Here is a 25513-nt window from a genome sequence, read left to right on the forward strand (position 1 = left end):
GTCCAACGCACAAGACGTTCCGGTGTTCGACGAGACGCGGCGGATGCAGTTTCTGCGGCTCGGGAGATCGATTGTAAAGCGACGAAATGCGTTGTCCAAGCGGTGTTGTCGAGAATGACGAACTTCATACGAAGAGTTCGTGAAAAAAAATAAGAAAGGGTTTAGGATGAATTCGAACGCGCTTGCTTCTGCGCAGTCGTACGAAGGCAGGCACGTCTTCAGACTCAGGCGAGGGAGGTAGCATGGATATTTACAGCAGCTTCGCGAACCGCTTCGAAAAGACGCGAGAGGAAGAGCTCTCGCTGGAGGAGTACCTCGCGCTCTGCAAGAACGATCCATCCGCGTACGCGACGGCTGGTGAACGCATGCTGGAAGCAATCGGGGAACCTGAACACATCGATACCCGCAACGAGCCGCGCCTGTCGCGGATCTTTGCGAACAAGGTCATCAAGGTCTATCCCGCATTCCGTGAGTTCTACGGAATGGAGGAAGTGATCGAGCAGGTGGTCGCGTATTTCCGTCACGCCGCGCAAGGGCTCGAAGAGAAGAAGCAGATCCTGTATCTGCTTGGCCCGGTGGGCGGCGGCAAGTCGTCGATCGCCGAGCGTCTGAAGCAACTGATGGAGCGCGTGCCGTTCTATTCGCTGAAGGGCTCGCCCGTCAACGAATCGCCGCTCGGGCTGTTCGACTACGACGAAGACGGCCCGATCCTCGAGGAACAGTACGGCATTCCGCGCCGCTACCTGAAGAGCATCCTGAGTCCGTGGGCCGTCAAGCGCCTGCATGAATACAACGGCGACATCCGCCAGTTCCGCGTGGTGCGCCGCTATCCGTCGATCCTGCGGCAGGTCGGCATCGCGAAGACCGAGCCAGGCGACGAAAACAACCAGGACATCTCGTCGCTGGTCGGCAAGGTCGACATCCGCAAGCTCGAACAGTACGCGCAGGACGATGCCGACGCCTACAGCTACTCGGGCGGCCTGTGCCTCGCGAACCAGGGCCTGCTCGAGTTCGTCGAAATGTTCAAGGCGCCGATCAAGGTGCTGCACCCGCTGCTCACCGCCACGCAGGAAGGCAACTTCAAGGGCACCGAGGGCTTCGGCGCGATTCCGTTCGACGGGATCATCCTCGCGCACTCGAACGAGTCGGAATGGAAGGCGTTCCGCAACAACCGCAACAACGAGGCACTGCTCGACCGGATCTTCGTCGTGAAGGTGCCGTACTGCCTGCGCGTGTCGGAAGAGACCAAGATCTACGAGAAGCTGATCCGCAACTCGTCGCTGGCCGAGGCCGTGTGCGCGCCGGGCACGTTGAAGATGATGTCGCAGTTCTCGGTGCTGTCGCGCCTGCACGAGCCGGAGAATTCGAGCCTGTTCTCGAAGATGCAGGTGTACGACGGCGAAAACCTGAAGGACACCGATCCGAAGGCGAAGTCGTATCAGGAATACCGCGACTACGCGGGTGTGGACGAAGGGATGACGGGTGTGTCGACCCGCTTCGCGTTCAAGATCCTGTCGCGCGTGTTCAACTTCGATTCGAGCGAGGTCGCGGCCAACCCCGTGCACCTGATGTACGTGCTCGAACAGCAGATCGAACGCGAGCAGTTCCCGCCGGAAACCGAACAGAAGTACCTGTCCTTCGTGAAGGACGTGCTGGCCGGGCGCTACGCGGAGTTCATCGGCAAGGAGATCCAGACGGCGTACCTCGAGTCGTATTCGGAGTATGGCCAGAACATCTTCGACCGCTACGTCACGTATGCCGACTTCTGGATCCAGGACCAGGAATTCCGCGATCACGATACCGGCGAGAGCTTCGACCGCGCCGCGCTGAACGCGGAGCTGGAGAAGATCGAGAAGCCGGCGGGAATCAGCAATCCGAAGGATTACCGCAACGAGATCGTGAACTTCGTGTTGCGCGCACGGGCGGCGAATGCCGGCAAGAATCCCGTGTGGACGAGCTACGAGAAGTTGCGCGTCGTGATCGAGAAGAAGATGTTCTCGAACACCGAGGAACTGCTGCCGGTGATTTCGTTCAACGCAAAGGGTTCGGCGGAGGAGCAGCGCAAGCATGAGGACTTTGTGAACCGGATGGTCGCGAAGGGCTATACGCCGAAGCAGGTGAGGCTGCTTTGCGACTGGTACCTGCGCGTGCGCAAGTCCTCATGACGCGCGCGGTACCGCGCCCGTACGGCGGTGCCGTGCGGGCGTCTTCAGAGACGCCGCCCGCATGACGGCAGACGGCATGTGCGGCGAGCGTCCCGGCATATCGACATTCGAGCGGGAGACCGGGAGTGCTTCATCAAATCATCGACCGCAGGCTGGCCGGCAAAAACAAGAGTATCGCCAACCGCGAACGCTTTCTGCGTCGCGTCAAGAACTACATTCGTCGCGCCGTGTCGGACGCGGTGCGCGACCGTAGCATCAAGGACATCCAGAGCACGCAGAGCATCACGATCCCGCGCAAGGACATCGCGGAGCCGAGTTTCCGGCACGGGCCGGGCGGGCGCCGCGAACACGTGCACCCCGGCAACGAGGACTACGTGCGCGGCGACAAGATCCCGCGCCCGCAGGGCGGCGCGGGCGGCGGCGGCAGCCAGGCGAGCAACGAGGGCGACGGGCAGGACGACTTCGTGTTCGAGCTGTCGCGCGACGAGTTCATGCAGTACTTCTTCGACGATCTCGAACTGCCGCGCCTCGTGAAGACGCACCTGCTGACGGTGCCGAGCTGGAAGAACGTGCGCGCGGGCTGGTCGGCGGAAGGCACGCCGAACAACATCGACGTCGTGCGCTCGCTGCGCAGCGCGCTCGGGCGGCGCATCGCGCTCGGCTCGCCGCTCGTCAACGAGCTGCGCGAGCTCGAGGCGCAGCTGGAAGCGCTGCAGAGCGACCCGGAAGACCGTCGCGCGGAAATCGCGGTGCTCGAGGCCGAGATCCATCACCTGAAGGGGCGCATCTGGCGGATTCCGTTCATCGATCCGTTCGACCTGCGCTACATCAACCGCGTGAAGCAGCCGCAACCGTCGAGCCAGGCCGTGATGTTCTGCCTGATGGACGTGTCGGGCTCGATGGACGAGCAGCGCAAGGATCTCTCGAAGCGCTTCTTCATCCTGCTTTACCTGTTCCTCAAGCGCAACTACGAGCGCATCGAGGTCGTGTTCATCCGGCACCACACGCGCGCCGAGGAAGTCGACGAGGACACCTTCTTCCATTCGACGGAGAGCGGCGGCACGGTCGTGTCGAGCGCGCTCGAACTGATGCGCAAGGTGATGAACGAGCGCTACTCGCCGACCGAGTGGAACATCTACGGTGCGCAGGCGTCCGACGGCGACAACTGGACCGACGACTCGCCGAAGTGTCGCAAAATCCTGGAAGAGGATATCCTCACGAAGACGCGTTACTTCGCGTATATCCAGGTCGCGCCGGAAGAGCAGAACCTGTGGCTGGAATACGCGCAACTGGCCTTGTCGCAGCCGCATCTGGCGATGAAGAAAGTCGAATCGGCTGCCGACATTTACCCGGTGTTTCGCGAATTGTTCGAAAAGCAGGTGGAAATGTCATGACGACGCGCCATCTGCACAACGAGTCGCGCGGCTACGAGCCGCGCCCTTCCGGCGACGACACGGCCGGCCCTGCCGCATCGCAGCAACGCGCGCAGGCCGAACCGTCGCCGCCGGCCGCCGACTTGCCCGGTTCCGGGCAAAAGGAAGCGCGTATGAACGTTGCCGAACGCAAGCCGCTGCCGTGCCCGTCCGACTGGACCTTCGAATTGCTCGAGGAGTACGACACGCACATCTCGCAGGTCGCCGAACAATACGAACTCGACATCTACCCGATCCAGCTCGAATTGATCAGCGCCGAGCAGATGATGGATGCGTACGCGTCGGTCGGGATGCCCGTCAACTACCGTCACTGGTCGTTCGGCAAGCATTTCCTGTCGACCGAGAAGAGCTACCGCCGCGGCCAGATGGGCCTCGCGTACGAAATCGTCATCAACTCGAATCCGTGCATCGCCTATCTGATGGAAGAGAACACGATGACGATGCAGGCGCTCGTCATCGCGCACGCGGCGTACGGGCACAATTCGTTCTTCAAGGGCAACTACCTGTTCCGGCTGTGGACCGACGCGCACGCGATCATCGACTATCTCGTGTATGCGAAGAACTACGTCGCGGAATGCGAGGAGCGCTACGGCCTCGATCGCGTCGAGGAACTGCTCGATTCGTGCCATGCGCTGATGAACTACGGCGTGGACCGCTACAAGCGTCCGCAGAAGCCGTCGCTGTCGAAGGAGGCCGCGCTGCGGCGCGAGCGCGAAGCGTACCTGCAGTCGCAGGTCAACGAATTGTGGCGCACGCTGCCGGGTAAGAAGCCCGAGCAGATGGAAGAGCAGGAAGGCCGCTATCCGCCCGAGCCGCAGGAGAACCTGCTGTATTTCGCGGAGAAGAACGCGCCGCTGCTCGAGCCGTGGGAGCGGGAAGTGATCCGCATCGTGCGCAAGATCGGCCAGTATTTTTATCCGCAGCGGCAGACGCAGGTGATGAACGAAGGCTGGGCGACGTTCTGGCACTACACGCTGCTGAACACGCTGTACAACCAGGGCAAGCTGGAAGACGGCTTCATGATGGAGTTCCTGCATTCGCACAGCAACGTGGTCTACCAGCCGCCGGTCACGAAGCCGTACTACAGCGGGATCAACCCGTATGCGCTCGGTTTCTCGATGATGAGCGACATCCGGCGGATCTGCGAAGCGCCGACGGACGAGGACTACAAGTGGTTCCCGGAGATCGCGGGCACGCCGTGGTTGCCCGCGATGCACTACGCGATGCGCAACTTCAAGGACGAGAGCTTCATCGCGCAGTACCTGTCGCCGAACCTGATCCGCGAAATGCGGCTGTTCTCGGTGCTCGACGACGACATGCGAGATTCGCTCGAGGTGTCGGCGATCCACGACGATTCCGGCTACCAGTACGTGCGGCAGGCGCTGTCGAGGCAGTACGACATCCATCACCGCGAGCCGAACATCCAGGTGTGGGCGGTGAACACGCGCGGCGACCGCAGCCTCACGCTGCGCCACTTCATGACCGACAACCGCCACCTGTCGAACGACAGCGACGAAGTGCTCAAGCACATGGCGCGGCTCTGGCAGTTCGACGTGTTCCTGGAAAGCGTCGACGAGGCCGGCACCGTGCGCAAGCGCTACGAGTGCCGCTACGTGCCGCCCGAGGTGCGCGTCTGAGCGTCTTCCGCCGGACAGTTTGCATGGAACGCCAGCCTGCGGGCTGGCGTTTTCATATGACGAACACGTGGCAGGAGAAAATTTTTCTGCATCCGGACGAACCCGGAGAGTCTGTTACTTTACATTTCGCTAAAATTCCGTAGCGCCGTGCGCCGGAACCGGTGCCACGTCGACCGTACGCGGCGGCCTCGGCCGTCTCGCCCAGAAAGTACTATAAGGAACAGACCAACCCATGGACGTCCAGACCGACCAAGCTGCGCTGTCCGCGCATGACACCCGGCGGCGCGTGTTCGCCATCGTCGGCGCCTCATCGGGCAACCTCGTCGAGTGGTTCGACTTCTACATCTACTCGTTCTGTGCGCTGTACTTCGCGCCGGCGTTCTTTCCGAGCGGCAACACGACGACGCAGCTGCTGAACACGGCGGGCGTGTTCGCGGCGGGCTTCCTGATGCGTCCGATCGGCGGCTGGCTGTTCGGCCGCATCGCCGACCGTCATGGCCGCCGCAACGCGATGATGATCTCGGTGCTGATGATGTGCGGCGGTTCGCTCGTGATCGCGGTGCTGCCGACCTATGCGCAGATCGGCGCGCTCGCGCCGGCGCTGCTGCTGGTCGCGCGGCTGTTCCAGGGGCTGTCGGTGGGCGGCGAATACGGCACGAGCGCGACCTACATGAGCGAGGTGGCGCTGAAGGGCCGCCGCGGCTTCTTTGCGTCGTTCCAGTACGTGACGCTGATCGGCGGCCAGCTGTGCGCGCTGCTGGTGCTCGTGATCCTGCAGCAGACGCTGTCGTCCGACGAACTGAAGGCGTGGGGCTGGCGCATTCCGTTCGTGGTCGGCGCGGCGGCCGCGCTGATTTCGCTGTACCTGCGCAAGTCGCTCGACGAGACGTCGACGAACGAATCGCGCGACAAGAAGCACGCGGGCACGATTCGCGGCGTGTGGCAGCACAAGGGCGCGTTCTTCACGGTGGTCGGCTTCACGGCCGGCGGCTCGCTGATCTTCTACACGTTCACGACCTACATGCAGAAGTACCTCGTGAACACGGCCGGCATGCATGCGAAGACGGCCAGCAACGTGATGACCGTCGCGCTGCTCGTCTACATGCTGATGCAGCCGGTGTTCGGCGCGCTGTCCGACAGGATCGGCCGCCGTACGTCGATGATCCTGTTCGGCGCGTTCGCGGTGATCGGCACGGTGCCGCTGATGCACGCGCTGAAGGACGTGACGAGCCCCGTCGCGGCGTTCGTGCTGATCACGGTTGCGCTCGCGATCGTCAGCTTTTACACGTCGATCAGTGGCCTGATCAAGGCCGAGATGTTCCCGCCGGAAGTGCGCGCGATGGGTGTCGGCCTGTCGTATGCGGTCGCGAACGCGATCTTCGGCGGCTCGGCCGAATACGTCGCGCTGTGGTTCAAGTCGGTCGGCAGCGAGGAGACCTTCTACTGGTACGTGACCGTGCTGTGCGCGATCTCGCTCATCGTGTCGTGGCGGATGCGCGACCCGAGCAAGGAAGGGTATCTGCGCCACGAGCCGTGATCGGCCGCGCATTGCGCGCCACCGAGTCATGACGAACGTCCCGCCCGCCCGGCGGGACGTTTTTTTTGGGGCATGCGATTACGCGAGCGGCGGCAGCCCGGAAGCGGGCGCCGGGTCGGCCACGCTCGACCGGCGGCCTTGCTCGACCAGCCAGTCGAACATCTGCTCGACGATCGGCGAGCGCGAAGGGCCTTCCATGCGCGACAGCCACCACGTGGTGCCGGGCAGGCGCGGGTAGTCGTCGAGCACGGCGAGCGCGTGCTGGTCGATGCCGGCCTGCGCGACGAGGCGCGGCAGGCACGCGAGGCCGCGGCCGCGCAGCACGGCGTCCAGCACGAGCCGCTGGTCGTCGTAGATCGCCTGCATCCGGAACGCCGACAACTGCTCGCGAAACACCGTCGCCATGCGCTCGTCGGTCAGGCTCGCTTCGAGGCAGACGACGCCCGCGTGCCGCGGATGTTCGGCGCGCGGCAGGCGGTCGAGCTGCTCCGCGAGCGGTGCCGCGCACACCGTCACCCATTCGTCCCGCATGAACGGAATATCGATCAGGCCGGGCTGCAGCATCGGCCGCGTGCCGATCGTCATGTCGACGTCGATTTCGTCGACATAGCGCGCGGTTTCGTCGGTCGACAGCAGCGGGCACAGGTCGGGCAGGGCCTGCTGCAACGCATCGAGGCGCGGTTGCAGCCAGCCGTGCAGCAGCGGCGCGGGACACACCAGCACGACGAGCCCCGGGTTCAGATAGGTGGCGATGCGGTCGAGCCCGCCGCGCAACGTGTCCATCGCGCGCTGCACGCTGCGCTGCAGGATCTCGCCGGCAATGGTCAGCTCGACGCCGCGGCCGCGCCTGCGAAACAGCGGTTGCCCGAGCTGGGCTTCGAGCTGCTGGATCTGGTGGCTGATCGCCGATTGCGACAGGTGCAGCTCGTCGGCCGCGCGCGAGAAATTGCCCAGCCGTGCCGCGGATTCGAAGCCGGTCAGCAACTTGAGGGACGGAACGCGTTGCATCGAGATATGAGGTGAATTGATTAATTAAGCCAAAAAATATCAATATTCATCAAGTTTAACCTGACGCACAATCGGCCATCAATCACAACGGAGGCTGATCGATGGGTCGCTTCGATGCTCGCCAGCGCGGTTACCGGATGCCCGCCGAATGGGAATCCATGGACGCCACCTGGCTCGGATGGCCGGTTCTCGACGATCGGGAAACGCTGTGGGGAAGCCACTACGCGCAGGTTTGCGATGAATTCGCGCTGGTCGCGCGGACGATCGCCCGCTATCAGCGCTGCGTGGTGGCGGTGCATCACAGTCAGGCCGACGCCGCGCGCGAACGGGTGGGCGCGAGCGTCGACGTGCTGCCGGTCGCGGCCGAAGACAACTGGCTGCGCGATTGCGGGCCCGTCTTCCTCGTCAGCGAGCGACACGGGCTCGGCGCGGCCGTGTTCCGCTTCAATTGCTGGGGCGAGAAATACCAGCCGTACGACGGTTGCCAGCAGGCCGGGCAGGACATCGCACGCGCGGCCGGCGCCGACATCTTCAACTCGCACATGGTGCTGGAGGGCGGCTCGTTCTATGTCGACGGGCAAGGCACGCTGGTCACCACCGAGAGCTGCCTGCTGCATCCGAATCGCAACCCGCACCTGAGCCGCGCGGAGATCGAGGCGGAGCTCCGCCGCATGCTGGGCGTCGAGAAGATCGTATGGCTGCCCGGCAATCCGGACGAAGTCGAGACGAACGGGCACGTGGACGGCATCGCGTCGTTCGTCGCGCCCGGCCGGATGCTGTGCCAGACCGCGCTGCCCGAGCAGGGCGACTATTACCGCGTGATGCGCGAGAACCGCCGTGCGCTGGAACTCGCAACCGATGCGGCCGGGCGCCGGTTCGAGCTGCTCGACCTGCCGTCGCCGATCGTCGGCGAACGCTTCGGCTCCGAGCGCTACTGCGACTGTTACGCGAACTACATTCTGGTGAATGGCGCCGTGATCGTGACCGCGTTCGGCGTCGAACAGGATCGGGCCGCGCACGATGCATTCAGTCGAGCGTTCCCGGGGCGCAAGGTGGAGATGTTGCCGATCCCGACGCTGTCGATCGGCGGCGGCAGCATCCACTGTTCGACGCAGCAGCAGCCTTCCATCCCGCACTGAGCGGCCTTTCGTCAGCGGTCTTACGGTTCTACCGGGGAGCACTCGCCGTGCCGTCCAAACACATCACCGTCGCCGCCGTGCAGATGGCGTCGGGCAGCTGGCATCTCGAAGACAACATGGCCACCGCGGAGCGCCTGATCCGCGCGGCCGCCGCGCAGGGCGCGAATCTCGTGCTGTGCCCGGAGCTGTTCGCGATGCCGTACTTCTGCCTCGACCAGAACGTGCGCCATCTCGAACTCGCGCAGCCGTTCGAAGGCAACGCACAGATCGCCCGGTTCGCGGCGCTGGCCGGCGAACTCGGCATCGTGCTGCCGATCGGCTTCTTCGAGCGCGCGGGCAATGCCGCGTACAACTCGGTCGCCGTGGCGGACGCCGACGGGCGCGTGCTCGGCGTCTATCGCAAGACGCATATCCCGGACGGGCCCGGCTATACGGAGAAGTTCTATTTCACGCCCGGCGACACCGGCTTCAAGGTGTGGGACACGCGCTTCGGCCGGATCGGCATCGGCATCTGTTGGGACCAGTGGTATCCGGAGACGGCGCGCAGCCTCGCGCTGATGGGCGCGGAGCTGCTGTGCTTTCCGACCATCATCGGCTCGGAGCCGTTCAGCAGCGCGTTCGATTCGGCCGGCCACTGGCAGCGCACGATGCAGGGCCATGCGGCGGCCAACATGGTGCCGGTCGTGGCGGCGAACCGGATCGGCCGCGAGGTCGGCTTCGGCAACGACAATCCGCAGCAGCAGGGGCTGACCGGCGTGTTCTACGGCTCGAGCTTCATCGCGGATCACACCGGCGAGAAGCGGGCCGAAGCGAACCGCACCGACGAAGCCGTGCTCGTGCATGCGTTCGACCTCGACGCGATACGCGCCGACCGGCAATCGTGGGGCTTCTTCCGCGATCGCCGCCCGGAGATGTATCGCACGTTGCTGACCAGCGACGGCGTATCGTCCTGCTATCGATAAGGGGGCCGCGATGAAACGGAAGGGATGGCTGCGTTTCGCGGCACCGGGCCTCGCGCTGTGCGCGCTGGCCGGCGCGGCCCGCGCCGACGAGGACAAGGTGCTGAACCTGTACAACTGGAGCAACTACTTCGCGCCGGATACGGTGTCGTCGTTCGAGAAGGAAACCGGCATCAAGGTGCGCTACGACGCGTACGACAGCGACGAGACGCTGCAGTCGAAGCTGCTGACCGGCAACAGCGGGTACGACCTCGTGTGGCCGACCAACGACTTCATGGCCAGGCAGATACAGGCCGGCGTCTATCGCAAGCTCGACAAGAGCCGCCTGCCGAACCTGAAGTATCTCGATCCCTCGCTGCTGAAGCAGATGGCGCAATCCGATCCCGGCAACCAGTACGGCGTGCCGTACATGTGGGGCACCGTCGGCGTCGGCTACGACCGCGCGAAGGTGAGCGCGATCCTCGGCAAGGACATGCCGGCCGACAGCCTCGACCTGCTGTTCGACCCGGCGCTCGCGGCGCGCGTCTCGGCCCGGTGCGGGCTGGGCCTGCAGGACTCGGCGAGCACGGTGCTGCCGCTGGCGCTGCGCTACATCGGCCGCGATCCGATGCACCCGTCCGCGCAGGATTACGCGGCCGCGCAGGCGATGCTGATGAAGGTCCGGCCGTTCATCCGCGAATTCGTCGGTTCGTCCGACGCCAACGAGCTGATCGACGGCGAGCTGTGCGTGACGATCGGCTTCTCCGGCGCGATCAACCTGGCCGCGCAGAAGGCGAAGGCAAGCGACCCGAAGCGCGACATCGTGTACGACATTCCGCGCATCGGCAGCCTGATGTGGTTCGACGCGATGGTGATCCCGGCGTCCGCGAATCATCCGGACAACGCGCATGCGTTCATCAACTATATCCTGCGTCCGGACGTGGTCGCGAAGATCTCGAACGCGACGCGCTACGCGAATGCGAACCAGGGGGCGCTGAAGCTGATGGACCCGGCGCTGGTTCGCGATCCGGGCGTCTATCCGGACGAGGCCACCCGGCGCACACTGTTCACGCCGATCGCCGAATCGCCGGCCGTGATGCGCCTGGAGGGCCGGACCTGGCTCGGTTTCAAGACGGCGCGACCGTGACGGCCCGCCCCGAAACCATCGAAGCAACCGAAGCAACCGAAGCAACCGGCAAGAGAAAGAGGAATGCCATGACCACACGACGTCAACTGTTGAAACGCGGCCTGTCCGTATCGGGTGCGGCGCTGGCCGCCAGCGCGCTGGGCGGCTTGCTCGGACGCGCCGCGCACGCGCAGCAGGGCGCGATCTGGCATATGCCGGACGAGGGCGCGCCGCACACGGCGACCTGGATGGCGTTCGGCCCGAGCGAGGACATCTGGGGCGCGCGGCTGCTGCCGGCGGTGCGCGAGAATCTCGCGGCCGTCGCGAAGGCGATCGCCGCGCACGAGCCGCTGAAGATGCTGGTGCGGGAGCAGGACTACGCGATCGCGTCGCGGCTGTGCGGCGCGTCGGTCGAACTCGTCCAGCATCCGGTCGACGATCTGTGGATGCGCGACACGGGGCCCGTGTTCGTGAAGAACGCGTCGGGCCAGCTCGGCGGCGTGAGCTTCAATTTCAACGGCTGGGGCAACAAGCAGGAGCACGACCGGGACGCGGAGGTCGCGCCGTTCGTGGCCGAACGCGCCGGTGCGCGGCTGGTCGACACGCGGCTGGTGCTGGAAGGCGGCGGCATCGAGGTGGACGGCGAGGGCACCGCGATCATTACGCGCAGCTGCGTGCTCAATCCGAACCGCAATCCGCGCGTCAGCCAGGCACAGTGCGAGGCCGAGCTGAGCCGCCTGCTCGGGCTGAAGAAGATCATCTGGTTGCCCGGCATCGCCGGCAAGGACATCACCGACGGGCATACCGACTTCTACGCGCGCTTCACGAGCCCCGGCGTCGTGGTGGCCGGGCTCGACACGGACCCGTCGTCGTACGATCACGCGGTGACGCGGCAGCATCTGGAGATCCTGCGGAAATCCACCGATGCGAAGGGGCGGCCGTTGAAGGTCGTCGTGCTGCCGGGGCCGAAGACCGTCCGGCATACGTACGAGAACGACGAGTTCGCGGCCGGCTACATCAATTTCTACGTGTGCAACCGCGCGGTAATCGCGCCGCAATTCGGCGACAGCCGCGCCGACCGCAATACGCGCGATACGCTCGTCGACCTGTTCCCCGGCCGCGAGGTCATTCAGCTGAACATCGACGCCATTGCCGCGGGCGGCGGCGGCATCCACTGCACGACGCAACAGCAGCCGGCCTGAGCACGGCCCCGGACCGGTCCGCGTGACCAGCCCGGCGGCCGCCTTTCTCGCCCTGTCTTTACGGACTACTGAAAATAATGCGGAATCCGTCCCGAGGGACGGACGCCGGCGCGCACGCGTGCACGCCGGCCGCGCCAAGGAGTTGAATACATGACGAAGAAACACACCCGTGCGGGCACGGGCATGCTGGTGCGGCACCTGCCGGATGCCGGCCGGCGCGGCTTCATCCGCCGTTCGGCCGCGTGGCTCGGCATGCCGCTGCTGGGCAGCCTGGCCGCGTGCGGCGGCGGTGACGGTTCCGGGGCGGCCGCCACGCCACGTACGGCGCCGTCGACGCCGGCGGTGCGGCAAGCCGCCTACCGGCTGCCGGCCGAAGACGCGCCGCACGCGTCGACGCTCATGGCGTTCGCATCCGGCGCGGACGGCATCTGGACACCGGTCACGCCGCAGAGTACTGACGCCGGCATCGATCGCGTCCGGGCCGACCTGATGGACGTCGCGAAGGCGATCGGCGCGACCGAACCGGTCGACATGCTGGTGCTGCCGGCCGATCTGGATGCGGCGCGCGCGCTGCTCGCGACCGCGAGCGCCGCGAATCCCGACCTGCATGCACGTTATGCGGCGCGCGCGGCCGGCACGGGCGGGGTCAACCTCGTGCCGCTCGACGGCGGTTTCAACGATTTCTGGGTGCGCGATACGGGGTGCCTGTTCGTCAGGGACACGGCCAACGGCAACGCGCTGAACGCGGTCGGCTTCAATTTCAACGGCTGGGGCAACGCGAACACCGACGGCGCCGGCCTGAGTCCGGGGACGACGATCCCGCCGGAGATCGCGGCGGCGAGCAACCGGTCGAAGGCGGGCAAGTTCTTCCAGCCGTTCGGCCGCGACAGCGCGGTGGCGGGGTGGATGGCGCAGACGAAAGGCGTGCCGCTGATCCGGAGCACCCTGACGCTCGAAGGCGGCGCGATCGAATTCGACGGCGACGCCACGGCGATCCTGACCGAGTCGGCCGTGCTGCACGTGAATCGCAATCCGCAACTGTTCGACATTCCGAACGGCGCGATTGCGCGCGCGACGCTGTTGCCGACCGCGAAGGATACCGTGCTCGCCGAATTGCAGCGCACGCTCGGCGTGCGCAAGATCATCTGGTTGCCGGGCACGGCGACCTATCCGCGCGGCAGCGGCGCCGGGGGCGCCGATGGCGTGGCGACACCGGCCGGCGAGAGCGACATCACGAACGGCCACGTCGATTTTTACGCGCGTTTCCTGGCACCCGGTGTGGTCGCGTGCTGCTACGACGCGTCGAATTCGACCGGCGAGCGCGCGTTGACGGATGCGAACCGGCAGCGCCTCGCGGGCCAGACCGATGCCAGCGGACGACCGCTGCAGATCGTCGAACTCGTGCCGCCGGTCAATTTCGGCACGTCCGCCGGAACCACGCTGAACGACCGGCAGATGTCGCATTTCGCGGCCGGCTACATCAACTTCTACACCTGCAACGGCGCGCTCGTGATGCCGAAATTCAACGATGCGGCAGCCGATGCGGCCGCGGTCGCGGCCGTCCGCCCGTACGCGGGGAGCCGGGCAATCGTGCAGGTCGACATCCTCGGCATCGCGTCGGGCGGCGGCGGCATCCATTGCTCGACGCGGGAAATACCGGCCTGAGCAGGTCCCGTCATATCGATATGGAAATCGATTCGTTGTCCGTCACGCACGAATTCCGTAATCTGAACCCGTAGTTCGTGTGACACCTCCTTGACTGGGATTCGCGCCCGCTGCGTGCAGCGGGCGTCTTTTTTTGCGCGTGCCATCTGCCACGGCGCCACGTTTCTTCCACGCATCCTCCACGCCCGCCGATACGCGCCGCCATTCCGGCGGTTGTTCGGCCGCGCATGCATGCTCCGGCCCGCGCCGCGATTTTTACTTGCCATCCGGTTCCGGCCGTTCGGACCGACGGAAACTGAACCGTGCGAGTTATTCCCGTGTATCGCAGTCATCGAAACATAGCTAAAACGTCGAGCAAGCGTGCGGTTTCTTTTGAATTGTCAGTGGCGCTTTATATTTAAACCGACAGTTTCGGTTATCGGATTAGGTCTTGTCCTAAACGTATACGTCGGAATCTGATTTTTCGGGTGATCTGAAAAATTCCCGGCATTGCGTATATTGACGCGCCTTTTTCTTCATGCTTGGTCGGCTTCGTCGATTGCCCGCAGCGCATGAGGGTCGGGCGTTTCGGGGCGACATGATTTCTCGGAAAACCGTTTCGATAGCAGGCGGGAAAATTGATTTATCGAATCCGGTTCTGCGGAAGCGCGATATGCTTTACTAATTTCTTACTTGTACGATATTCATTTCAAGTCTGGATAAATAGAATTGCGGGGTCGTCAATATTCGAAGGGGCGGGAAAGATTTCGCTGCCTTGGAAATGACGATGCGGCCGTCATCTCGCGTCGTGCCAATGAAGCAAGCGGCATTGCGCCTGTCGGCCGGTATGCCACAAGCCAATCAATCTCATAGGAACGTGGAAATGAAGATGAAACTTCTTCGGTGCTGGGTTGCGGCCGGTATCGCCGGCGCCGTACTGGCCCCGACGGTTGCCCATGCATATGACGGGACGATCAAGTTCGAGGGAAGCATCTCGGACGTCACGTGCAACATCAACGGCCAGGCGCCGGGCGTGGACAACATCCGCGAAGTATCGCTGGGCAACCATATCAACCCGAGCACGTTCGCCACGGCCGGTTCGACGTCCACGCCGGTGCCGTTCGCGCTGAATATCGGCGGCAACGCGGGTTGTACCGACGACACCAAGGTCGTGATCGATTTCGACCCGGCGTCGGTCAACGTCAATCCGGCAACCGGCAACCTGAAGCTCGTCGGAACCAAGCCCGCCGAAGGCGTGGAGATCCAGGTCAGCGACGCCGGCAACGGCAAGGCCGGCAAGATCTGGCTCGGCAAGCCGCAAAACCTGGCGGATGCGCAGGTCGCGACCGTGAAGAACAATACGGCGACCCTGACCTATTCGGCCGTCTACGTGTCGACGGTCGATCAGGCCGGAATCAAGACCGGGTCGGGCAATTCGTTCATCCGCTACACGCTGGCCTATTACTGATCGCCGCAGTCCATGTCCCGTGCCATGACCCTGTTATTTCGTACTATTAATCATGTAGTGATGTGCTGTGTCATGGCATGGGCTGCCTGTGCCGCGCCGGCACAGGCGGCGCTTGTGTTGAACGGCACGCGTATCGTCTTCCCGGAGCGCGAGCGCGACGTGACGGTGCGCGTCGAAAACACGTCGGAGCAGCCGGTACTGGCGCAGAGCTGGATCGACGACGGCCGCGTCGACGTGCCTCCCGAGCAATTGCAGGTGCCGTTCGTCGTCGCGCCGGCCCTGAAGCGCGTCGAGCCCGGTCGCGGCGCCGTGCTGCGCATTACGCACACGCCGGCGTCGCTGCCCGGCGATCGCGAATCGGTCTACTGGCTGAACGTCCTCGAGGTGCCGGCCAGCCAGAAGGATAGCGACAACCAGCTGCGCTTCGGATTCCGCACGCGCATCAAGCTTTTCTTTCGACCGACGGCGCTCGCCGACGGCGTGGACGCCGCGCCCGATCAACTGGTGTGGAAGACGGTCGCGGCAGCGCCAGGCGGGCACGAACGCAAGCTCGTGCTCGAAGTGGCCAACCCGACGCCGTACTACGTGTCATTCGGCAAGGTGGAGAGCGATGCGGGCGGCACGTTCGCATCGGCAGGTGGCGGAATGGTCGCGCCGTTCGGCCACGCGCAGTTCGTGCTGCCGGGTGTCGCGACATCGGCGAACAAGGCTGCAACCGTGCGGTACATGGTCATCGACGACTATGGCGGACGCACCACGATAACGAAAAAACTGGCGGACTGAGCAGGCCGTCAGGCAGCACCGCACCGAGGCACGATTCAACATGCCGTTTCACGCGTCGATACGACGGTCTGTTGATTCGGCATGCGAAACAACATGGTTTTTCATGCAGACCTTACCGGCAATTCCTTCCTTGTGCGCCCCGGTACCCGCGCCGCGCCGTCGGTCGCGTTCGCGTCGGCGGGCGATCGCATCGGCACTGACGCGGGTGGCGGTCGCGGTCGCGAGCGCGGGCATGCTCGTGGAGCGTGCGGCCGCGGCGACTGCCGCGCCGGCGCGCGACAGCGCCGGCCACGACGCACCGGCTGCGGTGGAGCCCGCATGGCCGGCCGGCGACGCGATCCGCTTCGACGAATCGATGCTGATGCACGGGGCCGGAGCCACACCGATCGACACGACGCCCTACGAGCGTCCGAACGTGCTGGTGGAAGGGCTGCGCCGCGTGGATTTCGTCGTCAACGGGCAATGGCGCGGCGTGGAAGAGATTACGTTCCGGCGCGCCGGCGACGGCCGCGTCCGGCCATGCTACGACCGCGCGATCCTGCAGCGCGCGGGCGTCGATCTGGCGCGCAGCGAGCGCGGCCAGGATCGCGATGCGCCGCCCGAGCCGATGCCGGACGGGCTGCTTTGCGAGCCAATCTCCCGCCATGTGCCCGGGGCCGAGCTGTCGTTCGACCAGGACGAACAGAAACTGTATCTGGTCGTTCCGCAGTTCTACATGCGGCTCGCGAGCCGCAGCAATTACGTCGATCCGTCGACCTGGACGAACGGCGTGCCGGCCGCACTCGTGAACTACAACGCGATGGCGTTTACGACGCGCGCCAGCGGCTACGAGTTCGCGCAGCTCTATACGGGGCTGACGATGGGCGCGAACGCCGGGCCGTTCCGGATTCGCCATACGGGCAATTTCACCTGGTCGCAGCGCGGAGCGATGCGCTATCAGCGCGGCAACGTCTATGCGCAGACGGATCTGCCCGCATGGCGGGCGCAGTTGCTCGTCGGGGAAAGCTCGACGAGCGGCGATCTGTTCGACGCCGTATCGTTTCGCGGCATCCAGATATCGAGCGACGACCGGATGCTGCCCGACACGCTGCGCTACTACGCGCCCGTCGTGCGCGGCGTTGCGCAATCCAATGCGCGCGTGACGATCCGCCAGCGCGGCTATCTCGTGTACGAAACGACGGTCGCACCGGGGCCGTTCGAGCTCGACGACCTGCAGGCGATGAGTTACGGCGGCGACCTGAACGTGACGGTGACCGAATCGAACGGCGACGCGCACAGCTTCGTCGTGCCGTTCGCGACGACGGTCCAGTTGCTGCGCCCGGGGAGCACGCGATTCAGTGCGATGGCGGGCCGTGCAATCGATTTCGGTTCCAGTGCGGGCGGCGGTGCGCAATATGTCGGCCAGTTCACCGTGCAGCGCGGGATCAACAACCTGGTGACCGCATACGGCGGCGGCGCATTTGCCGGACGCTACCAGTCGGTGCTGACGGGCATCGCGTTCAACACGCCGATCGGCGGCATCGCGGCCGACGTCACGGTCGCGCGGGCGCAGCCCGCCGGCGCCGGGCGGATGAACGGCTCCAGCATCCGCGTGTCGTACAGCAAGAATTTGCCGAACAGCGGCACGAACTTCTCGCTGCTCGCGTACCGCTATTCGACCAAAGGCTATCTCGGCCTGAGCGATGCGCTGCAACTGGCCGGCAGGACCGCCCAGGGGCTATCCACCGACGCGTTTCCGCGGTTGCGCAACCGAGTCGATCTCAACCTCAGCCAGCAGGTCGGGCAGGCCGGCAACGTCTATCTGAACGGCTCGTCGCTCAGCTATTGGACGGGGCGCGGCCAGACGCTCAGTTTCACGCTCGGCTACAGCAAGCAATGGCGCGACGTGACGGTGAACGCGTCGGTGCAGCGGGTGCGCAACGTGTCCGCCGGCATGTCGTCGTTCGGGCGTCCGGCCGGCAACACGCTCGCGAGCGTGAGCGTGTCGATTCCGCTCGACCGGAACGCGCGCCGCGCACCGACGTTCAACACGCTCGTCACGCACGACAGCAGCGCGGGCACCAGTGCGATGGCCGGCGTGTCCGGGCGCTTCGGCGAACAGGGTGACGGCTCGTACTCGCTGTCGGCGACCTACGACGGCAGCAACCGCGCGTCGTCGGGCAGCTTCGGCGTCGGCTACCGGATGCCGACGGCGTCGCTCGCGGGCAACTTCGGGATGGGCAGCGGCTACCAGCAGGCGTCGCTCAGCGCGTCGGGCGGGCTGGTCGTACACCGGGGCGGCGTGACGCCCGGGCCGACGCTGGGCGAGACCGTCGGCATCGTGCGCGCGCCGGACGCGCAGGGCGCGTCGGTCGGCACGTCGGACGCCCGGGTCAACCGGTCCGGCTATGCGATCGTCCCGAGCCTCGTGCCTTATCAGCTCAACCGGATCGACATCGATCCGAAAGACATTCCCGACGACGTCGAGATGACGACGGTCTCGCGCAGCGTCGCCCCCCGCGCCGGCGCGGTCGTGCTGCTTTCCTACGACACGGTGAAGGCGCGCGCGCTGCTGATCGACACGACGATGGAGGACGGCCGGCCGTTGCCGTTCGCCGCGCGCGCGCTCGATGCGCGGACGGGCGCATTGCTCGGGGCAGTCGGTCAGGGCAGCCGCCTGTTCGTACGCAGCGGCGAGCACGACGGGCACATCCGGGTCGAGTGGGGCCCGCGCGAGGATCAGCAGTGTGCGATCGACTATTCGGTGCCGGCGGAGCAGCGCGCGGGCACGGGCTACGTGACGCTCACGCGCGTGTGCCGTTCGCCGGCGTCGCTGCCGCCGCTGCCGCTGCCGCCGTCGGCCGCGACGGCTCCCGCCGGGAGGCCGTAGGTCGATGCGCGTCGTCTTTTTCCATTTCGCGTCGTTCCCGGCCCGGCGACGGCCCATGCCGCGCGGCGGGCGCTTCCTGTCCGGTGCGCTTCGCGCCGCGTTGCTCGCGGCCGCCGCGATCGCGCCCGCGATCGTTTCCCTGCCCGCGCAGGCGGCGCTGTCGGTCGTCGGCACGCGTTTCATTTATCCCGGCGGCGCGCGTGCGGAAACGATCACCGCACGCAATTCCGGCAGCACGCCGCTCCTCGTCCAGATCTGGCTCGACGACGGCAATGCGAACGCCGATCCGAGCGGGCTGCGCGTGCCTTTCGTCGTTGCGCCGCCGCTTGCGCGGCTCGACCCGCAGCACGCGCTGGCGGTGCGCGTGCGCGCGGTGGGCGACGAGCTGCCATCGGATCGGGAATCCCGCTTCTGGATCAATCTGCTCGAAGTGCCGCCTGCCGGGCCGGCCGACAACATGCTGCGCATTGCGTACCGGTTGCGCATGAAGCTGCTGTACCGGCCGCGCGGCATCGACGGCGATCCGCGCGACGCACCGGATCGCCTGACTTGGACGTATCCGGACGCGCGGGCGCGTCCCGTCCTCGTGTCGAAGAACCCGACGCCGTTCTACGTCACGCTGACGCGCGTCGTCCTGCAGGGGCGGCCCGTCGTGCTGGCCGGCGGCGCGGTGGACGTCGAGCCGTTCGGCCGCGCCGAGATTCCGCTCGATGCGCCGCCGGGCCCGCCGGCGGACGACATCGTCTTCGACGCGGTCGACGACGGCGGCCGGTCGCGCGAGCACCGGGGGCGGCTCGATGCGCATTGATCGCCGAGGCAACCGGCAAACCGTGCAATACCCGTCCTGCAGGGGATACCGGCAGGGAATCAACTATCACAAGGCAAATTCACAATGAACAAGACCTACGCTCTGGTATGGAACAACGGGCAGGGAATCTGGCAGGTTGCGGGGGAACGGGCGCGTCGCCGAGGCAAGGCATCGACGCGCACCGCGAGGATGCTTGCCGTCGCATGTGTCGCCGGCGGTGCGATGAGCGCCGCGCATGCGTTGCCGGTCGGCGAGAACGTCGTGTCCGGGAGTGCCGACATCCTGCGTTACGACAACGGCCGGCAGATGTCGATCAACCAGCATGGCGACAAGCTGCTGACCGAATGGTCGTCGTTCAACGTCGATGCGGGGCAGCGCGTCACGTTCAACCAGCCGTCCGCGTCGTCGATCGCGCTGAACCGGGTCACGGGGCAGCAAGGCAGTGCGATTCACGGCAGCATCGACGCGAACGGCCGCGTGTTCCTCGTCAACCCGAACGGGATCCTGTTCGGCAGCGGAGCGAAGGTCAACGTGGGCGGCCTCGTCGCGTCGACGCTCGACATCGGGAACGCCGATTTCGCCGCCGGGCACTACCGATTCTCCGGCGCGTCGCCGAGCATCGTGCAGAACAGCGGCAACCTCGTCGCGAGCGAAGGCGGCGCGATTGCGCTGCTGGGCGCGCAGGTGATGAACCGTGGGGTCGTCCAGGCCCAGATGGGCACCGTCGGACTCGCGGCGGGCAGCGCCGTCACGCTGAATTTCGACGGCAGGAAGCTGCTCAGCCTGCAGGTCGACGAGCGTGCGGTCAACGCGCTGGCCAGCAACGAACGGCTGCTGAAGGCTGACGGCGGTCAGGTGTTGATGAGCGCGCGCACCGCCGATACGCTGTTGCAGACGGTGGTGAACAACCAGGGCGCCATCGAGGCGCGCACGCTCAGGAATTCCGCCGGACGGATCGCACTGGACGGCTACGACGCGGGCACGGTCAACGTTGCCGGCACGCTGAACGCCAGCGCGTCGACGCCCGGCAACGGCGGCACGATCGACACGCGCGGCGCGGACATGAAGGTCGCGCTCGGCGCGACGGTCGACACCCGCGCCACCAACGGACGCGGTGGGGTGTGGCGCATCGCGTCGTCCGACGTGTCGGTCACGACGGGCGCGAGCCGGCCGGGCACGATCGTCGCCGATACGCTTTCACGCAATCTGGGGATGACGGATATCCAGCTCGTCGCCGAGCAGGGCAAGCTGTCGGTCGACGGCCCGGCGACCTGGGCAACCGGCAATCAACTGACGCTCACGAGCCGGCAGGGCGACGTCGCGGTGAACGGCGCGTTGCAGGCGACGGGCGCGAACGCCGGCGTGACGATCGACGCGGCGCAGGGCGCGCGGATTGCCGCGCCGGTCTCGCTGACCGGCGTGAACGCCCGTTTCAGGCTCGACTACGGCAGCACGTATTCGCTGGGCAACGGCGCCTCCGTCACGCTGTCCGGCGCGGGCGTGGCGTTCGAGTCGAACGGCTTTCTCTATACCGTGATCCAGAACCTCGCGCAGTTGCAGGCGATGAACGCGAACCTGGGCGGCCTGTACGTGCTCGGCAACGACCTCGTCGGCAGCTATTACAACACCGCATTCACGACGATCGGCGCCGACACGCCGTTCCACGGCGTGTTCGACGGTCTCGGCCATTCGGTCAGCAAGCTGTCGATCACGAGCGGCAGCCCGTACGCGGGCCTGTTCGGCCTCAACATGGGCCGCATCGCGAACCTGATCGTGAAGTCGTCGAACGTCGGTGCGGCCGCGGGCCCCGGGCCGGTCGCGATCGGTGCGGTGGCGGGCGAGAACCGCGGCGAGATCGCGAACGTCGTCGTGTCGGACAACACGGTGGTGCGCGCCGGCGCGAGCCGCAGCAACGTGCTCGGCGGCGTCGTCGGCATCAATCGCGGCAGCGTGGCGCAATCGTCGTTCGCCGGCAGGGTGGAAGGCAACGGCATGACCTACGCCGCCGGCGGTCTCGTCGGCGAGCATGCCGCGGCCGCCGGACGCGCGGACGAAGCGACGATCTCCGACAGCACGGCGAACGCCGTCGTATCGGGCGGCGCATCGAACGCAGCGTCGCTCGGCGGCCTCGTCGGCGTGAACCGCGGCGGCACGATCCGCAACGGGACGAGCCTCGGCTCGACGTCCGCCGCCGGCCTGTCGGGCGTCAACGTCGGCGGCCTGGTCGGCACGAACCTGGCCGGCGGCGTCGTGCAGGGCAAGGCTTCCGGGAACACGACGGGCGGTACCGGCGGTACGGCGGGCGGGTTGGTCGGCTACAACGCGGGTGCGATTGCCGATTCGATGGCGACGGGCGTGGTGGACGGCCGGTCCGCGCAGGCGATCGGCGGGTTCGTCGGGATGAACCAGGGTTCCGTGGTCGGCAGCCGTGCACTGGGCGCGGTCACCAGCGCGTCGTCCGGTGCAACGGGCGGCTTCGTCGGCATCAACCAGGGGCGCGACGCGTGGATCGCTCACGCCGAGGCGCACGGTACGGTTGCCGGCGGGCAAGGCAACGTCGGCGGTTTCGTCGGAAGCCACCTCAACGGGACGATCGAGCATTCGGTCGCGCGCGGCAAGACGACCGGCGGCAACTACAGCAAGACGGGCGGCTTCGCGGGCTACAACGAGAGCGTATTGACCAACAACGATGCGAGCGGCGATGTGATCGGCGGGACGTATGCGTCGGTGGGCGGCTTTGCCGGCACCAACGCGACGTCGGGCGTGATCGCCGTCGCGCTCGCGACCGGCAACGTCCTGGGCAACACGTCCAGCGTCGTCGGCGGGCTCGTCGGCGACAACCTCGGCGAGATCTCCAACTCGGCGTCGTCGGGCACGGTCAGCGGCGGTTGCCAGGCAACGCTCGGCGGGCTCGTCGGGCTGAACGCGGGGCTCGTCCAGATCTCGACCGCGAGCGGTCGCGTCAACAACAGCACCAATGCCTCGTGGCGCCAGGTGTATGGCGGGCTCGTCGGCGTCAATCGCGGCACGTTCCGGTGGAGCGATGCGGTCGGCGCCGCCGCGCAGCAGCAGATCGCCGGCATCAACCTGGGCGTGATCGAGAAGTAACGCACTTGGCGACGGGCGACGCGGCGCCCGTCGCCGGCATCAACGGGAAACGGGAAACGGGAGACAGCATGACGACGATTCTACGGCGAGCGTACCGATGGGGGCGGACGCCCGCGCGCCTGGGCGCGGCAGCCTGCTGCGCGGCGTGCATATGGCAAGCCGGCCCTGCGTTTGCCGCCGCTACGGCGGTCGACTGCACGTTCAAAAACATCAAGGCGACGGACTGGAAGCAGGTCACGAGGTTGACGAACAGTACGCCGGCCGGCGCGGTGCTCTACCAGCGGATGGTGTCGCTCGTCGTGCAGTACAAGTACGGCACGGCAACCTCGACCGAGTACGAGATGGTCAATGCCGGACACTGGAAGCCGGGCACCGTGATACCGGCCGGCGCCGCGCAAACGAACGTGGACGGCATCGCGCTGCGCTGGTCGGGCGTCGGCAACGACGGGGAAAACCGCACGCTGACCCAGGCGGTCAACCCGATGGCGGTGGCGAAAACGCTGATCGTCAAGAACGGGACGGCCCCCGACGATGCGCTGATGGCCTATTTTCTCCAGGAGCTCGTGCTGACCCGCTCGGCGGCCGGGTTGCCGGAAGGCGAACTCGTGGTCAACGACCTGCCCGGTGCGCCGAGCATCGTGCTGTATGCGCTCGCGCTGCCGAAAGGGACGGCATCGCTCGGCAGCGCCGTGACGGTACCCGAACGTCCGAACCCGCCGAACCTGTGCAAGCAGTCGATCACCTATACCGGCGTCGGCAACCTGACGATCGGCGGCGGCGGGGGCATTCCGGTGCCGAAACAATGCGAAGTCGAGTCGAACATGATCGTGCCGGTCAATCTCGGCAGGGCGTCGCTCAGCCAGTTCGCCCACCTGCATGCGACGTCGCAGCCGGTCGATTTCAGCATCACGCTCAGTCAGTGCGCGGCCGCGGCGAAGCCCACGATCAGCTTCCGCGACAAGGCCGTCAAGCCGAACGCGGACAAGACGCTGCTGGAGCTGAGTGCACCGGACGGCCAGGCGGTCGCGCGCGGGTTCAACATCGTGATGACGAACGGCCTGAGCGGCGAACGAATCAGCTACGACGAACCGGACAAGGCGAAGCAATATCCGATGAAGCGCATCGGCGACACCGCTGTCATGCCGTTGAGCGCGCAGTACATCCGGACCGGCACCGATACCGAACTCAGGGCCGGCTACGCGGGCGGCGCGGCGGAGTTCACGTTCACGTTTCCGTAACGGCCCCGGCGCGACACGCGTGCAGAGGAACTGCGTGCGACGGCCTTCATCGCGCCATACGCGCAGGCGAACCCGCCATCCGTCGATCTGTCGGCCCGGATTCGCCGCACGCGCCGAAGCATCGGCGGCATCACGCCTCTCATGCGTCGCGATGCGCGGCGAACCGGATCGCCGCGCGCGCCCTCGGCGCGGCGGGCGACGGGATGCGTCGTTCGACGCAGGAAGAGGCAGCGTAAGCGCGCCACGGCATATCGATATGGAAATCGATTCGTTGTCTATCACGTGCGATTTCCGCAATCTGAACCCGTAGTTCGTGTGATACCTCCTTGACTGGGATTCGCGCCCGCTGTGTGCAGCGGGCGTCTTTTTTTGGCGTGCCGCATCTCGCGCCACGCGTCCGGCTCATCACGAAATCCGCAGAGCAAAGCACCATTTGTTGGTTCTGATTCGCCGCCCGCGCTGATACGTTAGCGGCTTCGCGATCCACATGCATTGCGATGTTCCTCGAACCGGGCCGCCGCGCGATCCGCGGTAGCCTTCATAACAAATCAGGTCGTGCTCATGAAATTCCACACTCTCGCTACGTGGCTCGTCGGGGCCGCGCTCGTCACCGCAGGCACCGTTGCGCATGCGGACCGTCTCGACGACATCAAGAAGGCCGGCGTGCTGCGCGTCGCGACGTTCGACAGCAACCCGCCGTTCGGCTATGTCGACGGCAAGAACAACCATATCGTCGGTCTCGACGTCGACTATGCGAAGGCGCTCGCGGACAAGCTCGGCGTGAAGCTGCAACTGCAGCCGACCAACCCGGCGAACCGCATTCCGTTCCTGACGTCCGGCAAGGTCGATCTCGTGCTCGCGAACTTCACGATCACCGACGAGCGCGCGAAGCAGGTCGACTTCAGCATTCCGTATTTCTCGTCGGGCCAGCAGTTTCTCGCGAAGAAGGGCGTGCTGAAATCGGCCGACCAGTTGAACGCGCTGCGCGTCGGCGCGGACAAGGGCACGACCAACGAGACCACGCTGCGCGAGAAATTCCCGAAGGCAACGATCGTCGCGTACGACGACACGCCGTTCGCGTTCGCCGCGCTGCGCGCCGGCAACGTGCAGGCGATCACGCAGGACGGCCCGAAACTGATCGGCCTGCTCGCGAACGTGCCCGACAAGCAGAACTACGAGATCCCGGCCTTTACGATCTCGAACGACTACATGGGCGTCGGCGTGCCGAAGGGCGAGACGCGCCTGCTCGGCTTCGTCAACGACACGCTGAAGGGGCTCGAGGCGAACGGCCGCGCCGCGCAGATCTACGACGCATGGTTCGGGCCGACGACGAAGACGCCGCTCACGCGCATCTACCGCATCGGCGACAAGACCTGATCCTCATCGCACGCACGCCGCGACCGGCCGGGA

18 protein-coding genes are annotated in these 25513 nt (G+C 66.0%); 16 read left to right on the top strand and 2 right to left on the bottom strand.

Annotated features, from left to right (window positions below; translation table 11 throughout):
• Nucleotides 1-242: 242 nt before the first annotated feature.
• From GQ56_RS0110665 to GQ56_RS0110680, 4 genes are all read left to right on the top strand, one after another.
• The gene (locus GQ56_RS0110665; protein WP_031398639.1) at nt 243-2165 is read left to right on the top strand and encodes a PrkA family serine protein kinase; all 1923 of its coding nucleotides are present in this window, start codon (nt 243-245) and stop codon (nt 2163-2165) included.
• 125 nt (nt 2166-2290) lie between these two features.
• Nucleotides 2291-3559, top strand: coding sequence for a YeaH/YhbH family protein (locus GQ56_RS0110670; RefSeq protein WP_031398640.1), 1269 nt, complete (start codon nt 2291-2293; stop codon nt 3557-3559).
• Nucleotides 3556-5235: a SpoVR family protein gene (locus GQ56_RS0110675; protein ID WP_031398641.1), complete on the top strand. Its 1680-nt coding sequence runs from the start codon at nt 3556-3558 to the stop codon at nt 5233-5235. Before GQ56_RS0110670 ends, GQ56_RS0110675 begins: the two co-directional genes overlap by 4 nt.
• Nucleotides 5236-5467: 232 nt before the next feature.
• Nucleotides 5468-6772 (top strand): MFS family transporter, encoded by a 1305-nt coding sequence (locus tag GQ56_RS0110680; protein ID WP_031398642.1) that lies wholly within the window; start codon nt 5468-5470, stop codon nt 6770-6772.
• A 78-nt stretch (nt 6773-6850) separates the two neighbouring features.
• Here GQ56_RS0110680 and GQ56_RS0110685 read toward each other — a convergent pair whose 3' ends face one another.
• Nucleotides 6851-7780 (bottom strand): LysR family transcriptional regulator, encoded by a 930-nt coding sequence (locus tag GQ56_RS0110685; RefSeq protein WP_031398643.1) that lies wholly within the window; start codon nt 7778-7780, stop codon nt 6851-6853.
• 101 nt (nt 7781-7881) lie between these two features.
• Here GQ56_RS0110685 and GQ56_RS0110690 point away from each other — a divergent pair, with 101 nt between their 5' ends.
• The 7 genes from GQ56_RS0110690 (at nt 7882) to GQ56_RS0110720 (ending at nt 16080) form a co-directional block, all read left to right on the top strand.
• Nucleotides 7882-8919, top strand: coding sequence for an agmatine deiminase family protein (locus tag GQ56_RS0110690; RefSeq protein ID WP_031398644.1), 1038 nt, complete (start codon nt 7882-7884; stop codon nt 8917-8919).
• Nucleotides 8920-8966: 47 nt separating this feature from the next.
• The gene (aguB, locus tag GQ56_RS0110695; RefSeq protein ID WP_031398645.1) at nt 8967-9881 is read left to right on the top strand and encodes an N-carbamoylputrescine amidase; all 915 of its coding nucleotides are present in this window, start codon (nt 8967-8969) and stop codon (nt 9879-9881) included.
• 10 nt (nt 9882-9891) lie between these two features.
• Nucleotides 9892-11004 carry a polyamine ABC transporter substrate-binding protein gene (locus GQ56_RS0110700; RefSeq protein ID WP_031398646.1) on the top strand — a complete coding sequence of 371 codons (1113 nt, stop codon included), beginning with the start codon at nt 9892-9894 and terminating at the stop codon, nt 11002-11004.
• A 68-nt stretch (nt 11005-11072) separates the two neighbouring features.
• The gene (locus GQ56_RS0110705) at nt 11073-12185 is read left to right on the top strand and encodes an agmatine deiminase family protein (RefSeq protein WP_031398647.1); all 1113 of its coding nucleotides are present in this window, start codon (nt 11073-11075) and stop codon (nt 12183-12185) included.
• Nucleotides 12186-12335: 150 nt separating this feature from the next.
• The gene (locus GQ56_RS0110710) at nt 12336-13850 is read left to right on the top strand and encodes an agmatine deiminase family protein (RefSeq protein ID WP_031398648.1); all 1515 of its coding nucleotides are present in this window, start codon (nt 12336-12338) and stop codon (nt 13848-13850) included.
• 862 nt (nt 13851-14712) lie between these two features.
• A complete protein-coding gene (locus GQ56_RS0110715; protein WP_031398649.1) occupies nt 14713-15297 on the top strand; it encodes a fimbrial protein in 585 nt (194 codons plus the stop codon).
• 24 nt (nt 15298-15321) lie between these two features.
• Nucleotides 15322-16080: a fimbrial biogenesis chaperone gene (locus tag GQ56_RS0110720; RefSeq protein WP_043301276.1), complete on the top strand. Its 759-nt coding sequence runs from the start codon at nt 15322-15324 to the stop codon at nt 16078-16080.
• 48 nt (nt 16081-16128) lie between these two features.
• Here GQ56_RS0110720 and GQ56_RS44140 read toward each other — a convergent pair whose 3' ends face one another.
• Nucleotides 16129-16314 (bottom strand): hypothetical protein, encoded by a 186-nt coding sequence (locus GQ56_RS44140; RefSeq protein WP_152601715.1) that lies wholly within the window; start codon nt 16312-16314, stop codon nt 16129-16131.
• Here GQ56_RS44140 and GQ56_RS0110725 point away from each other — a divergent pair.
• From GQ56_RS0110725 to GQ56_RS0110745, 5 genes are all read left to right on the top strand, one after another.
• Nucleotides 16313-18949 (top strand): fimbria/pilus outer membrane usher protein, encoded by a 2637-nt coding sequence (locus GQ56_RS0110725; RefSeq protein WP_031398651.1) that lies wholly within the window; start codon nt 16313-16315, stop codon nt 18947-18949. The genes GQ56_RS44140 and GQ56_RS0110725 overlap by 2 nt on opposite strands.
• Nucleotides 18950-19004: 55 nt before the next feature.
• A complete protein-coding gene (locus GQ56_RS0110730; protein ID WP_052007245.1) occupies nt 19005-19757 on the top strand; it encodes a fimbrial biogenesis chaperone in 753 nt (250 codons plus the stop codon).
• A gap of 84 nt (nt 19758-19841) precedes the next feature.
• A complete protein-coding gene (locus GQ56_RS0110735) occupies nt 19842-22865 on the top strand; it encodes a two-partner secretion domain-containing protein (protein WP_031398653.1) in 3024 nt (1007 codons plus the stop codon).
• 5 nt (nt 22866-22870) lie between these two features.
• Nucleotides 22871-24103 (top strand): fimbrial protein, encoded by a 1233-nt coding sequence (locus tag GQ56_RS0110740; protein WP_235212681.1) that lies wholly within the window; start codon nt 22871-22873, stop codon nt 24101-24103.
• 561 nt (nt 24104-24664) lie between these two features.
• On the top strand, nt 24665-25480 hold the full coding sequence (locus GQ56_RS0110745; protein WP_031398655.1) for an ABC transporter substrate-binding protein: 816 nt from the start codon (nt 24665-24667) through the stop codon (nt 25478-25480).
• Nucleotides 25481-25513 lie beyond the last annotated feature (33 nt).

This window comes from Burkholderia paludis, from assembly GCF_000732615.1.
GTDB classification, from domain to species: Bacteria; Pseudomonadota; Gammaproteobacteria; order Burkholderiales; family Burkholderiaceae; genus Burkholderia; species Burkholderia paludis.